Source organism: Sphingomonas sp. GC_Shp_5 (assembly GCF_026540855.1).
GTDB lineage: Bacteria > Pseudomonadota > Alphaproteobacteria > Sphingomonadales > Sphingomonadaceae > Sphingomonas.
Map to the genome: position 1 here is coordinate 71514 of NZ_JALNUP010000011.1, position 13221 is coordinate 84734.

General features: G+C 66.9%; 13 protein-coding genes. 6 read left to right on the plus strand and 7 right to left on the minus strand.

The features are described from left to right. Positions 1–53: 53 nt before the first annotated feature. The 5 genes from panB (at position 54) to OXR60_RS10655 (ending at position 5198) form a co-directional block, all read left to right on the plus strand. Entirely contained in the window at positions 54–941 is an 888-nt protein-coding gene (panB, locus tag OXR60_RS10635; RefSeq protein ID WP_267395873.1) for a 3-methyl-2-oxobutanoate hydroxymethyltransferase, read from the plus strand. 67 nt (positions 942–1008) lie between these two features. Further along, positions 1009–1725 carry a tetratricopeptide repeat protein gene (locus OXR60_RS10640; protein ID WP_267395874.1) on the plus strand — a complete coding sequence of 239 codons (717 nt, stop codon included), beginning with the start codon at positions 1009–1011 and terminating at the stop codon, positions 1723–1725. Next, on the plus strand, positions 1722–3050 hold the full coding sequence (locus OXR60_RS10645) for a PQQ-binding-like beta-propeller repeat protein (RefSeq protein WP_267395875.1): 1329 nt from the start codon (positions 1722–1724) through the stop codon (positions 3048–3050). The genes OXR60_RS10640 and OXR60_RS10645 overlap by 4 nt, the downstream gene beginning before the upstream one ends. Positions 3051–3293: 243 nt before the next feature. Continuing rightward, positions 3294–4664 carry a ribosome biogenesis GTPase Der gene (der, locus tag OXR60_RS10650; RefSeq protein WP_267395876.1) on the plus strand — a complete coding sequence of 457 codons (1371 nt, stop codon included), beginning with the start codon at positions 3294–3296 and terminating at the stop codon, positions 4662–4664. 117 nt (positions 4665–4781) lie between these two features. After that, positions 4782–5198, plus strand: a complete 417-nt coding sequence (locus OXR60_RS10655; RefSeq protein ID WP_267395877.1) for an Hpt domain-containing protein — start codon at positions 4782–4784, stop codon at positions 5196–5198. 194 nt (positions 5199–5392) lie between these two features. Here OXR60_RS10655 and bfr read toward each other — a convergent pair whose 3' ends face one another. The 6 genes from bfr to map form a co-directional block, all read right to left on the minus strand. Further along, entirely contained in the window at positions 5393–5908 is a 516-nt protein-coding gene (gene bfr, locus OXR60_RS10660; protein ID WP_267395878.1) for a bacterioferritin, read from the minus strand. Between the two features lie 102 nt (positions 5909–6010). After that, entirely contained in the window at positions 6011–6181 is a 171-nt protein-coding gene (locus tag OXR60_RS10665; protein ID WP_267395879.1) for a (2Fe-2S)-binding protein, read from the minus strand. Positions 6182–6265: 84 nt separating this feature from the next. Next, positions 6266–7582: a DUF418 domain-containing protein gene (locus tag OXR60_RS10670; protein ID WP_267395880.1), complete on the minus strand. Its 1317-nt coding sequence runs from the start codon at positions 7580–7582 to the stop codon at positions 6266–6268. A gap of 134 nt (positions 7583–7716) precedes the next feature. Continuing rightward, positions 7717–9948 carry a phosphoribosylformylglycinamidine synthase subunit PurL gene (purL, locus tag OXR60_RS10675; protein ID WP_267395881.1) on the minus strand — a complete coding sequence of 744 codons (2232 nt, stop codon included), beginning with the start codon at positions 9946–9948 and terminating at the stop codon, positions 7717–7719. Between the two features lie 89 nt (positions 9949–10037). After that, positions 10038–10292 (minus strand): hypothetical protein, encoded by a 255-nt coding sequence (locus OXR60_RS10680; RefSeq protein WP_267395882.1) that lies wholly within the window; start codon positions 10290–10292, stop codon positions 10038–10040. A gap of 158 nt (positions 10293–10450) precedes the next feature. Then, positions 10451–11278, minus strand: coding sequence for a type I methionyl aminopeptidase (gene map / locus OXR60_RS10685; protein ID WP_267395883.1), 828 nt, complete (start codon positions 11276–11278; stop codon positions 10451–10453). A gap of 54 nt (positions 11279–11332) precedes the next feature. Between map and OXR60_RS10690 the strand changes: the two genes are divergently transcribed. After that, on the plus strand, positions 11333–12103 hold the full coding sequence (locus OXR60_RS10690; RefSeq protein WP_267395884.1) for a molybdopterin-binding protein: 771 nt from the start codon (positions 11333–11335) through the stop codon (positions 12101–12103). Positions 12104–12124: 21 nt separating this feature from the next. Here the strand turns inward: OXR60_RS10690 and OXR60_RS10695 are convergent, their stop codons facing one another. Further along, positions 12125–13108 carry an aldo/keto reductase gene (locus OXR60_RS10695; protein ID WP_267395885.1) on the minus strand — a complete coding sequence of 328 codons (984 nt, stop codon included), beginning with the start codon at positions 13106–13108 and terminating at the stop codon, positions 12125–12127. Positions 13109–13221: the final 113 nt, after the last annotated feature.

A 13221-nucleotide genomic window follows, 5' to 3' on the forward strand; every position in this document is an offset into this window, starting at 1 on the left:
AGCGGCGATCTTTGGTGCTGGATAGTGCGCCGCAGCGGCGATACAGCGGCGGCATGTCCACGACCTACACGCTCGATACCGCGACCAGCCGTGCCACGCCCACCCCGGTGCCGCTGAAGCGGCTCACCGTGCCGGCGGTGCGGCGGCGCAAATCGAGCCGCGAGGGCAGCGGCGAGCCGCTGGTGATGCTCACGGCCTATACCGCACGCACCGCGCAGCTGCTCGATCCGCATTGCGACCTGCTGCTGGTCGGCGACAGCCTCGCGCAGGTGATCTACGGCCTGCCGTCGACGGTGCCGGTGACGCTCGAGATGATGGCCGCGCATGGCGCGGCGGTGGTCCGCGGCAGCTATCACGCCGTGGTGGTGATCGACATGCCGTTCGGCAGCTACGAGGCCTCGCCGCAACAGGCCTTTGCGAGCGCCGCCTATCTGCTCAAGGAAACCGGCGCCGCCGCGGTCAAGCTCGAGGGCGGGCAGGCGATGGCCGAGACGGTGCGCTTCCTTGCCGAGCGCGGGATACCGGTGATGGGCCATGTCGGCCTCACCCCCCAGGCGGTCAACGTGCTCGGCGGCTATGGCGCGCGTGGGCGCACGGCGGTGGAGGCGGACAAGATCCTCGCCGACGCCCAGGCAGTCGCAGATGCCGGCGCCTTCGCGATCGTGATCGAAGGCGTCATGGAGCCGATCGCGATCCGCATCACCGATGCCGTTGATTGCCCCACCATCGGTATCGGCGCCTCGGCGCGCTGCGACGGCCAGGTGCTGGTGGTGGACGACATGCTCGGCATGTTCGAGCGCACCGCCAAGTTCGTGAAGCGCTATGACGATCTCGCCACGCGGATCGCGGCGGCGGCGCAACACTATGCTGCCGAGGTGCGATCGCGGGCATTCCCGGGGGACGAACAGGTCTATGCGGCACCGGAGTCGGGGCCTCAGTGACGCGCCTTCCGTTTCGCTCCCGGCGCGGCTAAGAGGGCCGGCATTTCCCCTTCCTCCGGAGCCACCCTTGGCGCTTACCCCGAACACCAATGAAGCTTTTCTGCGCGAGGTGGACGATGAGCTCCGCCGCGACCAGCTCACCACCTTCTGGGAACGCTGGGGGGTGTGGCTGATCGTCGGCATTGTCGCCGCGCTCGCGCTGTTCGGCGGCTACCTGTATTGGCAGCATCACCAGAACCAGGCCGCGGGCGCCGATGGCGAGAAGCTGCAGGCAGTCTATGATTCGCTCGGCGCCAATCAGCCGGCGCAGGCGGCCAAGCCGCTCGCTGAGCTCGCCGGCTCGGGGCGCCCCGGCTATCGCGCCGCGGCCGAGTTCACCCAGGCCGACATCCTGCTTCAGAAGAACGACTTCAAGGGTGCCGCCGCCAAGTTCGCCGCCGTCGCCGCGGACACTTCGCTCGCCGATCCGTTCCGCAACCTCGCGCTGATCCGCCAGACCGCGGCCGAGTTCGACACGCTCAGGCCCCAGGTTGTGATCGAGCGGCTGCGGCCGCTCGCCGTCACCGGCAATCCCTGGTTCGGCAGCGCCGGCGAGATGGTGGCGATCGCCTATCTTCGTAGCGGCCGCCGCGATCTTGCGGCGACGATGTTCAGCCAAGTCGCCCGCGACAACGACGTTCCCGATTCGATTCGTCAACGCGCGGTTCAGATGGCCGGGACGATGGCGGCCGACGTGCCCGCCACCACACCCAGCGCCCCCCACGAGAAAGCATCCGCGAAATGACGACCAGATATCGGGCCTCGGTGGCCGTGGCCGCGTTGATGGCGCTGAGCGCCTGCGGCATCTTCAAGGGCGGCGGCCCCAAGAAGACCCCGACGGTGGGCGAGCGTGTGCCGATCCTCGCCTCCGAGAATGCGGTGGAAGCGGACAAGACGATCGCCGACATCCAGGTGACGCTGCCGGCACCCGAGCCCAATGACTCATGGGCCCAGCCCGGCGGCAACCCTGCCAAGTCGATGGGCCAGCTGGCGATTGCTGCGACACCCGCACGCGCCTGGCAGTCGACCATTGCGGGTGGTTCGGATCGCCAGCGGCTTGGCGGCTCGCCGGTGATCGCCGACAACAAGTTGTTCGTCACCGATGTCGACGCCACCGTCCACGCCTTTGCCGCGGACACCGGCGCGGCGCTGTGGTCGACCTCGCTTACCGACGTCAAGAAGACCCGCGAAGCGCGGTTCGGCGGCGGCGTCAGCTATGAGGGCGGCAAGGTCTATGCCACCGATGGCCTTGGCGACGTGGTCGCGCTCGATGCCGCGACCGGCAAGGAGCAATGGCGGGTCAAGCCCGGTGGCCCGCTGCGCGGCTCGCCGACCATCGCCAACGGCTCGCTCTACGTCCTCACCCAGGACAACCAGCTGTTCGCGCTCGATCAGGCCGACGGCAAGGTCCAGTGGGTCCAGGCAGGCACGCTCGAATCGCAGGGCGTGTTTGGCGTCGCCGCCCCGGCAGTAAGCCAGGGCACGGTGGTCGCCGGCTTCTCGAGCGGCGAGCTCAACGCCTATCGTTATGAGAATGGCCGCGTGCTGTGGGGCGACGCGCTGTCGCGCACCTCGGTCACCACCTCGGTGTCGAGCCTGTCGGATATCGACGCCGCGCCGGTGATCGACAACGGCCGGGTGTTTGCGGTTGGCCAGGGCGGCCGCATGGTCAGCCTCGATCTCGCCACCGGCCAGCGGCTGTGGGAGCAGAATTTCGCCGGCATCTCGACCCCGTGGATCGCGGGCGAATGGCTGTTCGTGGTCACCGACGACGCCCGCCTGGTCTGCCTTGCCCGCTCCAACGGCAAGGCGCGCTGGATCGCCCAGCTGCAGCGCTTCAAGAACGACAAGAAGAGCAAGGGGCCGCAGGTCACCTGGTTTGGCCCGATCCTCGCCGGCAACCGCCTGGTGCTGACCAACTCGCTCGGGCAGCTCGTGTTCGCCTCGCCGAGCGACGGCAGCATCGTGAGCAAGGTGGAGACCAAGGACTCCTTCACCCTGCCGCCGGTGGTGGCGAACTCGACGATCTACACGCTCAACTACAAGGGGCGGGTGACGGCCTATCGGTGAGGCTGACCCGCGGACGCGAATGCCCGCCCGATCCCGTCACCCCAGCGGAAGCTGGGGTCTCGCGGTGGCGCGGGTCAGCGCCTGCGCTTGGCGGATCGGCAACTTTTCCACGAGGAGACGCCAGCTTTCGCTGGGGTGACGGTTGAGGGCGGGGCGTCTTTCTCCTCCTGAGAGCGCCGGGCCCAATCGCCCCTGACCACAATAAGGTGACTGGCCCGGCCTAACCGGCTAGGGGCGGCCGCTATGCCTCGTCTCCCCACCGTCGCTATCGTCGGCCGTCCTAATGTCGGCAAGTCGACGCTGTTCAACCGCCTCGTCGGCAAGAAGCTCGCGTTGGTCGACGATCGGCCCGGCGTGACCCGTGATCGCCGCGAGGGCGATGCCAACATGCTCGGCCTCGATTTCCGCGTGATCGATACCGCCGGCTATGAAGACCAGGACGCCGAATCGCTGCCCGGCCGGATGCGCCAGCAGACCGAGGCGGCGGTCGCCCAGGCCGACGTCGCCTTGTTCCTGTTCGATTCGCGCGCCGGGATCGTCCCGCTCGACGAAGAGATCGCACGCTGGCTGCGTGCCTCCACCACCCCCGTCGTGCTGGTCGCCAACAAGGCCGAGGGCCGCGCCGGCGAGCAGGGCGTGCTCGAATCGCTCAGCCTCGGCTTCGGCGATCCGGTGCAGGTGTCGGCCGAGCATGGCGAAGGCCTCGCCGATCTGTTCGAGGGCCTGTTGCCGCATATCGACAAGGCGGACGAGGACGAGGTGGAGGAGGACGACGACCGCCCCGACGCGCCGCTCAAGCTCGCCATCGTCGGCCGTCCGAACGCGGGCAAGTCGACGCTGATCAACCGCATCCTCGGTGAGGATCGGATGATCACCGGGCCGGAAGCCGGGATTACCCGCGATTCAATCGCGATCGACTGGGAGTGGCATGCCCCGGGGGGCGGGGTCTATCCGGTTCGCCTGATCGACACCGCGGGCATGCGCAAACGCGCCAAGGTGCAGGACAAGCTGGAGAAGATGTCGGTCGCCGACGCGCTCCACGCGGTCGATTTCGCCGAAGTGGTGGTGCTGCTGCTCGATGCGACGCTGGGCCTGGAGGCGCAGGACCTGCGCATTGCCGACCGTGTGCTCGAGGAAGGCCGCGCGCTGGTGATCGCGCTCAACAAGTGGGACGTCGCCGAAAACGCCTCGTCGCTGTTCAACGGCGTCAAGCGCGCGCTCGAGGACGGGCTCAGCCAGGTCAAGGGCGTGTCGGTGCTCACCGTCTCCGCCGCCACCGGCAAGGGCATCGACCAGTTGATGGGCGCTGCCTTTGAGGTGCGCGATGCCTGGTCCAAGCGGGTCGGCACCGGCGAGCTCAACCGCTGGTTTGAAAAGGCGATCGAGGCCAATCCGCCCCCCGCACCCGGCGGCAAGCGGATCAAGATGCGCTACGTGACCCAGGTCAAGACGCGGCCACCAAGCTTCGTGATCTTCGGCACCCGCGTCGATCAGTTGCCGGCAAGTTATGAGCGCTATCTGGTCAATTCGATGCGCGCGCAATTGGGCTTCGGCGCAGTGCCGGTGCGGATCACCTTCCGCGCACCGAAGAATCCGTTCGATACGGACCGGTAAATTTTTCGTTCGATCCCTGACGCATCGGCCCTATCGGCAACGTCATGTTTACCGATTGTGTCTAGCAAGGCCGCCAGACCTTCGCGGGGAATTTCCTTGCGGCCAAGGGAGAAGGCAGTGTCGTTCGAAGGCAGCACGTTGGTGGATTGGACGGCTTTTGCGCAGGCGCGCAGCGAGCTGGGCGCCGGGTTCGTGCGCATTCTCGGCTATTTCCGCGAGGATGGGGTGAAGTCGGTCTCGGCGATCGAGCAGGCGATGCGCGGCAACAATGCCGCCGCCATGGTTATCCCGGCGCATACGCTGAAGGGTGAATCGCGCCAGTTCGGCGCGGAGCCGCTTGGCGCGCTTGCCGAAACCATCGAGGAAATCGCGCGCGACTGCGTCGAGCGGCAGGATAGCTGCGAGGAAGCGCTGGAGCATGTCGTCAAGCTGCGCCCGCTGTTTTTCGAAACGCTAACGCTGCTCGAGCGCGAGGCCAACCCGCTGGTGTCGCGCCGGCCGCAGGTCGGCGGGTTCGGGCGCAAGACTGTCTAAGACAGCCTGCCTGGCGGATCGCCAGATTTCAGCAGACAAGCGCCGCCCGTCCGTCATCCTAGCGCCAGCTGAGTCCCGCGCGGCGCCGTCCCGTTCCTATTCCTGAAACGCCAGCTTGCGCTGGCAGTGACGGCGTGTGGACGTAGGTGGGGACGCGCGTGATTGCACGCATCCCCGCCACGGCCGATGCCGTCCTACTCCTTCAGGTAGGGCGCCGCGCCGGTCTTGGGCGAATCATGCTCGCTGACCGAGTTCAGCTGGATGTAATTGTGGATGCCCATCCGCTCGATCATCTCGAACTGGCGCTCGAGCGTGTCGACATGCTCTTCTTCCGAAGCGAGGATCCGCGCGAACAGGTCGCGGCTGATATAATCCCGGACCTCTTCACAATAAGCGATCGCGCCCTTGAGCTGGCCGACCGCTTCCACTTCCATCGCGAGATCGGAGCGGAGCACTTCCTCCACCGTCTCGCCGATGCGCAGCCGGCCGAGCAGCTGGAAATTCGGCAGGCCGTCGAGAAACAGGATGCGCTCCGACAGCCAGTCGGCGTGCTTCATCTCGTCGATCGATTCCATCCGCTCATATTGGGCGAGCTTGTAGACGCCCCAGTGATCGAGCATCCGATAGTGCAGCCAATATTGGTTGATCGCGGTGAGCTCGTTCCTGAGCGCCTCGTTCAAGAACTCGATGACCCGCGGGTCGCCCTTCATTGCCATGCTCCGTATACCTCCAGACGCGCTTGTACGGCGCGGGCTCAGGCTACGGCAAGTCCCTAAAACGGCGGATTTCTGCGGATTTCTCGGCTGCGACCGTCAGGCAGCAGCACGCTCTGCGTCGATAATGGCTCGCGCTACCACCGTGCATTGGCCGCATTTCGGCTCGCAGCCGAGCGCCCGGTAGGCCTGGCAGGCGGTCATGCAGCCGCCCCGCGCCATTTCGCGCACCTGGTTTTCCCGAATGGCATTGCACACGCAGACGACCATGGAGGCTCCTTCGCAATAGCGTCGGAACTAGCGATAATGAGAACCAGTCGCAAGCGCTTTTGCGCATTATTCGCAGTAAACGGCTCAGTCCGCCGCAGCCGCGCCACCACGCATCGGCTGCGGCGCGAATCGCGCGAGGCTGCGCCACACCCATTCCATCGGGCCGAACCGGTAGCGGGCGATCCACGGCCGGGACCAGCCGAGCATGATCGCCCAGGCGATCGGCACCATCCAGTAAAGCGTCGCGCGATCCCACCGTGCAAACTGGCCAAGCCCCCAGCCCGAGAAGATGAACGTCATCAGCAAGGTCGTGCCGAGATAGTTGGTGAAGGCAGCCCGTCCGGTGGCGGCGAGCCGCGCCGTCAGCCGGCCGCCGGGTCGGATCAGCAGCATCGCCAGCGCCGCATAGCCGATCGCACCGAGCAGCCGGATCGGCGCAGAGGCGCCGACCGAGCCGAGGAATACCCAGCGCTGGTCGAAGCCGTGGGTGATGGTAGCGAGCCCGAGCAGCGCATAGCCCGTGAGCGACAGGCCGAGGCAGACGATCGCCCAGCGCCGATACCGCGCGCGCGGCCATGCGCCGGTGATGAAGCCAGAGCGGAAGGTGGCCATGCCGATCAGCATCGCGCTCAGCGTTTCGGGTCCGACCAGCGACAGCGTCGAGAACGGGCCGGCGGCGTTGCTCCACCGCCAGGCGACGCCCTCGGCGAACCCACCGCGGATCGCTGCGATCTGGCTGGCGAGATCGGCGGCGGGCGGTACGCCGAAGCTGGTGGCGAACGCGTTCCAGGTAGCGATCGCCGTCGGTGTGTTGCGCGCGCCGCTGGCGAAGATCGCCAGCGTGCCCATGATCCCGGTGATCCAGTCGAGCGCGAGCAGCAGCAGCCCGGCGATGACCAACGAGCGCGCCGGCAGGCGATGGAACAGGAAGGCGATGCCGCCGACCAGCGCATAATGGCTGAGGATGTCACCCCACCAGAACAGATAGAGATGCAGGCAGCCGATCAGCAGCAGCACCGCCATGCGCCGGTAGTGGACGGCTGCCGCGTTCTCGCCCTTGGCCTCGGCGCGGTCGATCACCAGCAGCATCGAGGCGCCGAACAGCAAGGTGAACAGCCCGCGCATCTTGCCCTCGACCAGCACGAAGGTGGCGAGCCACACCAACTGGTTGGCGCCGGTGGATCCACCCCAGGCTGCCGGCGAGAAATAGGCGGCTTCGGGCAGCGCGAACGCCGGCAGATTGGCGACGAGGATGCCCATCACCGCCATGCCGCGGATCACGTCCAGCGCCGCGATCCGCGCGGGTGTCGTTGTCGTCATGGTGTCGCCCCGTACCCCGCCTTGCCCGGCAGCCGTGTGGCAGGTTTGCCCCGCGAGGTGAACCAGGCGGGTGCGTGGCATTGCCGCTCCCCCGGTCATCCCAGCCAATGCTGGGATCTCTGGCGACGGCGCGGGACAGAGTCGAGGGGAAACACCTGCGTGCGCTGGGGTGACGGTGGAGCGGAGGCGCCCTCCAAGGGCCGCGTCAGGCCCCCTCAGGCCAGCGCGGCGTCTTCGCCCATCAACGCCGGAAAGAAGCCCTCGTGCGCGGTGCGCAGTGTGTCCAGCGCGACCACGTCGTCGCGATCGGGGCGCTCGAAGATCAGCCGCTTGCCGCCGGTGCGCCCCAGCGGCTCGACCTCAACGCCGGCGGCATGCGCCTTGCCGAGGAAATCGAGCATGGCATGATCGTTGATCGTGACGACATAGACGCCCTGGTCCTCGGCGAAGAACGAACGGGCACAGCCATAGGGCTGCTTGCGATCGATCATCGCGCCGATGTTGCCTGCCAGCGCCATCTCGGCGATCGCGATCGCCAGGCCACCGTCGGAGACGTCGTGGACCGCGGTCAGCTGGCCGGTGACGATGCCGTTGCGGATCAGCTCACCCGTCGTCTTCTCGGCGGCAAGGTCGACCGGCGGCGGCGGGCCGGCATCGCGGCCGTCGAGCCCGTGGACCTCGCGCAGCCACAGCGACTGGCCGAGATGGCCGCCACGCGCGCCGACCGCGAGGATGATGTCGCCGGTGCCCTTGAAGGCGATGGTAGCGCTGCGGCTCCAGTCGGCGAGCAGGCCGATGCCGCCAATCGCCGGGGTGGGCAGGATCGCGGTGCCGGTGCCATCATCGGCGCGGCTTTCATTGTAGAGGCTGACGTTGCCCGACACGATCGGGAAGTCGAGCGCGGTGCACGCCTCGGCCATGCCCTCGATGCAGCCGACGAACTGGCCCATGATTTCGGGCCGCTGCGGGTTGCCGAAATTCATGCAGTCGGTGGTGGCGAGCGGCGTCGCGCCGACTGCGGTGAGGTTGCGCCAGCATTCGGCGATCGCCTGCTTGCCGCCCTCGAACGGATCGACATAGCAATAGCGCGGGGTGCAATCGGTGCTGATCGCGAGGCCCTTGTCGGTGCCGTGGACGCGGACCACCGCGGCGTCGCCGCCCGAGCGCTGCACCGTGTCGCCGCCGACCATCGAATCATATTGCTCCCAGATCCACCGCCGGCTGGCGAGATCGGGCGAGCCCATCAGCGTGACGAGATCGGCCGCGATGTCGCTGCTCTCGGGCAGCTTCTCGAGCGGGGCAGGGGCCTCGGTGCGCACCCAGGGGCGATCGTAGTTCGGCGCCTCGTCGGCGAGCGGATCGAGCGGGATGTCGCACACCGTCTCGCCCTTGAACTTGAGCACCATGCGGCCCGTATCGGTGACATGGCCGATCACCGCGAAATCGAGCTCCCACTTGCGGAAGATCGCCTCGGCCTCGGCCTCGCGGCCGGGCTTGAGCACCATCAGCATTCGCTCCTGGCTTTCCGAGAGCATCATCTCATAGGGCGTCATCCCGGTTTCGCGCTGGGGCACGTCGTCCATCACCAGCTCGATGCCGACACCACCTTTGGACGCCATCTCGACGCTCGACGAGGTGAGGCCGGCCGCACCCATGTCCTGGATCGCGACGATCACGTCGGTCGCCATCAGCTCGAGGCAGGCCTCGATCAGCAGCTTTTCGGTGAAGGGATCGCCGACCTGGACGGTGGGGCGCTTCTCGTCCGAGTCCTCGCCGAAATCGGCCGACGCCATGGTCGCGCCATGGATGCCGTCGCGGCCGGTCTTCGAACCGACATAGACGATCGGATTGCCGATGCCGCTGGCGGCCGAATAGAAGATCTTGTCGGTATCGGCGATGCCGACGGTCATCGCGTTGACGAGGATGTTGCCATCGTAGGCGGCGTGGAAATTGACCTCACCACCGACGGTGGGCACGCCAACGCAATTGCCATAGCCGCCGATGCCGTGGACCACGCCGGCGATCAGGTGGCGCATCTTGGGATGATCGGGCCGGCCGAAGCGCAACGCATTGAGGTTGGCGACCGGCCGCGCACCCATGGTGAACACGTCGCGCAGGATGCCGCCGACACCCGTCGCCGCGCCCTGGTACGGCTCGATATACGAGGGGTGGTTGTGGCTCTCCATCTTGAAGATTGCCGCCTGGCCGTCCCCGATGTCGACCACGCCGGCATTCTCGCCGGGGCCGCAGATCACCTGGGGGCCGGTGGTGGGCAGCTTCTTGAGATGGCGGCGCGACGATTTGTACGAGCAATGCTCGGACCACATCACCGAAAAGATGCCGAGCTCGACCAGATTGGGCTCGCGGCCCAGCGCGTGGAGGACGCGGTCATATTCCTCGGGGGAGAGGCCGTGCTCGGCAACGATCTGGGGGGTGATCTCGGTCATCCCGCGCCTTTAGCGGCGCATTGCCGTTGAGGCCAGTAGTGCCGCGCCGCCGCGCCTCGGCAGGACAACCGGGGCGCGGCGACGGCCAGTCAGTCCTTGCGCGCGATGGTCAGGCCCTGCGCCGCCCATTCGCTGCTGGTCTTGCATTGCTGCGGCACCAGGCGGGTGCCCGTCACCGGCTGCGCCTGGCGGTCGCGAAGGCAGTAATGATCGTGCTTGGCATCGTAGCGGACCGCATAGCGCGAAGGCTCCGCCTGCGCTTTGGTGACCGGCAGCGCGGCATCGGGTGCGGGGGCACCGGCGGCAAGGGCGGCGGCGGCGAGCAGGGTGGTGATGGTGATCATGGCAGTCTCCTGGGAATTCGTCCGCAGGTTCATGACCTGCAGCCGATCCTTTGCAGGAGGTGTGCCAGTGTACTAAGTCACTGTATCGGCACGATTGAGGTTTTCTCCACTTCGGCTCGCCTCGCCAATCCTTGGCGGCACGCGCCAAGCGATAGCTTTTAGGCGTAGGGCGGCTGGTGGAAACCCTTGGGGCTGGCGGTGAAGATCTCGCAGCCGGTGTCGGTGATGCCGATTGAATGCTCAAACTGCGCGGAGAGCGAGCGATCGCGCGTCACCGCCGTCCAGCCATCGTCGAGCAGCTTCACGTCGGGGCGGCCGATGTTGATCATCGGCTCGATGGTGAAGATCATCCCGGGCTTCAATTCGGGGCCGGTGCCGGGCCGGCCGACATGCACCACCTCGGGCGCGTCATGGAACAGGCGGCCGACACCATGGCCGCAGAAATCGCGGACCACGCCATAGCGGTGCTTTTCGGCATGGCGCTGGATGGCGTTGGCGACATCGCCCATGTGGTTGCCGGGGATGGCATGCTTGATGCCGATCATCAGGCATTCATAGGTCACCTCGACCAGCCGCCTCGCCTTTAGCGGCACGTCACCGATCAGATACATGCGGCTGGTGTCGCCGTGCCAGCCATCGACGATCGGGGTGACGTCGACATTGACGATGTCGCCCGATTTCAGGGTCTTTTCGCTGGGAATGCCGTGGCAGACGACGTGATTGATCGATATACAGGTGGAATGGCTATAGCCGCGATAGCCGAGCGTCGCGGGCACGCCGCCGCCGGCGACGATGAACTCGTAGATCAGCCGGTCGATCTCGGCGGTGCTGACGCCCGGCACCATGTGCGGCACCAGCATGTCGAGCGTCTCGGCGGCAAGCTTGCCGGCCTTGTGCATGCCGCCAAAGGCGGCGGGGCCATGGAGCTTGATGGCGCCAGTGCGGCCATCGAGCGCATCGGAGGTGACGGTCACATATTCGGTCATGATCCACGCGATATAGCGTGACGGATCGGATTTTGCGAGGCTATGCGGATGGCCATGGAGACAGGCATCAGCGAGGAGCGGATCTGGACGGCGGCGCTGGTGGTGATCGGCGACGAGATCCTGTCCGGTCGCACCCAGGACAAGAATGTCGCGCAGCTCGCGAGTTGGCTTAACGTCCAGGGCATTCGCCTCACCGAGGTCCGGGTAGTGGCGGATCGTACCGCAGCGATCGTCGAGGCGGTCAACACGCTGCGCGCGCGCAACGACTATCTGTTCACTACCGGCGGCATCGGCCCCACCCATGACGACATTACCGTGGATGCGATCGCCGCGGCGTTCGACGTCGCCGTTGTCCATCATCCGGATGCCTTGGCAGGGCTGGAGCAGTATTATGCCACCCGCGGCGGCCTCACGGAGGCGCGCGCGCGCATGGCGCGGGTGCCCGAGGGCGCCGGGCTGATCGAGAACAGGGTATCGGGCGCGCCGGGCATCCGCCTCGCCAATGTCTTCATCATGGCCGGGGTGCCGCACATCACCGCCGGCATGCTCGATTCGCTGACCGGTACGCTGGAGGGCGGCCGACCAGTGGTGTCGAAGTCGATCGGCGGCTGGATCGCCGAGAGCGAAGTCGCCGATTTGCTCCGCGACGCGGAACGCAGCCACCTGGGCGTCTCGATCGGCAGCTATCCCTTCTTCCGCGACGGGCGCGTCGGCGCCAATTTCGTGGTCCGCAGCCCCAGCGAGGAGCAGGTAGACGCCTGCTTGGCCGATCTTACTCGATCGCTCGAGGATAGCGGCCGCGAGGTGATCGCCGGCGGCATCTGACGCCGCCGGCCGATCCCCGGTTCAGCGGTTGATCAGCCGCTGGTGAGAGGCGCCATAGCGCTCGCCCTGCAGCTCGATGCCGTCGAGCGCCCCGGCGATGCGGGTGAGGTCCTCGGCCGTCAGCACCACATCGGCGCCGCCAAGGTTTTCCTCCAGCCGGTGCAGCTTGGTCGTGCCGGGGATGGGCACGATCCACGGTTGCTGCGCCAGCAGCCACGCCAGGGCGACCTGGGCTGGGGTCGCGCCCTTCTCGGCAGCGATCGAGCCGACGAGCGTGACCAGCGCCTGGTTCGCCTTCAGCGCGTCGGCCTGGAAGCGCGGCACGGTACTGCGGAAGTCGTCGGCGGCAAAGACGGTGTTCTGGTCGAACCGCCCGGTCAGGAATCCCTTGCCGAGCGGCGAAAACGGCACGAAGCCGATGCCCAGTTCTTGAAGCAGTGGCAGGATCTCGGCCTCGGGCTCGCGCCAGAACATCGAATATTCGCTCTGCAACGCCGCCACGGGCTGTACGGCGTGGGCGCTGCGGATCGATGCCGGGCCTGCCTCGGACAGGCCGAAATGCTTCACCTTGCCGGCCTGAATCAGCTCCTTCACGGTGCCGGCGACATCCTCCATCGGTACCGCGGGGTCGACGCGATGCTGGTAGAACAGGTCGATGCGATCGGTGCCGAGGCGCATGAGCGCCTCATCGGCGACCTGGCGGATCCGCTCCGGGCGGCTGTCGACCCCCTCTGTCGGAACGCCGTTCCTGAAGCCGAACTTGGTCGCGATCACCACCTGGTCGCGGATTGGCGCCAGCGCCTCGCCGACGACCTCCTCGTTGATCCCGGGGCCATAGGCCTCCGCCGTATCGAAGAAGGTAACACCCCGCTCATGCGCCGCGCGGATCAGGGCGACCGCCTCGCCGCGATCAGTGGCGGGCCCATAGCCGAAGCTCAGCCCCATGCAGCCGAGTCCGAGGGCCGATACCTCGAGGCCGTCCTGCCCCAATGTGCGCTGTTCCATAAGCCTGTTCCTCCATGCGGTGGCGCGACGCACGGTCGGCATCGCGTGTCACGGCCTATATAGGCGCGCAGCATTGATCCGATTAGACGGGCCACATGGATCGAGCCTATGAT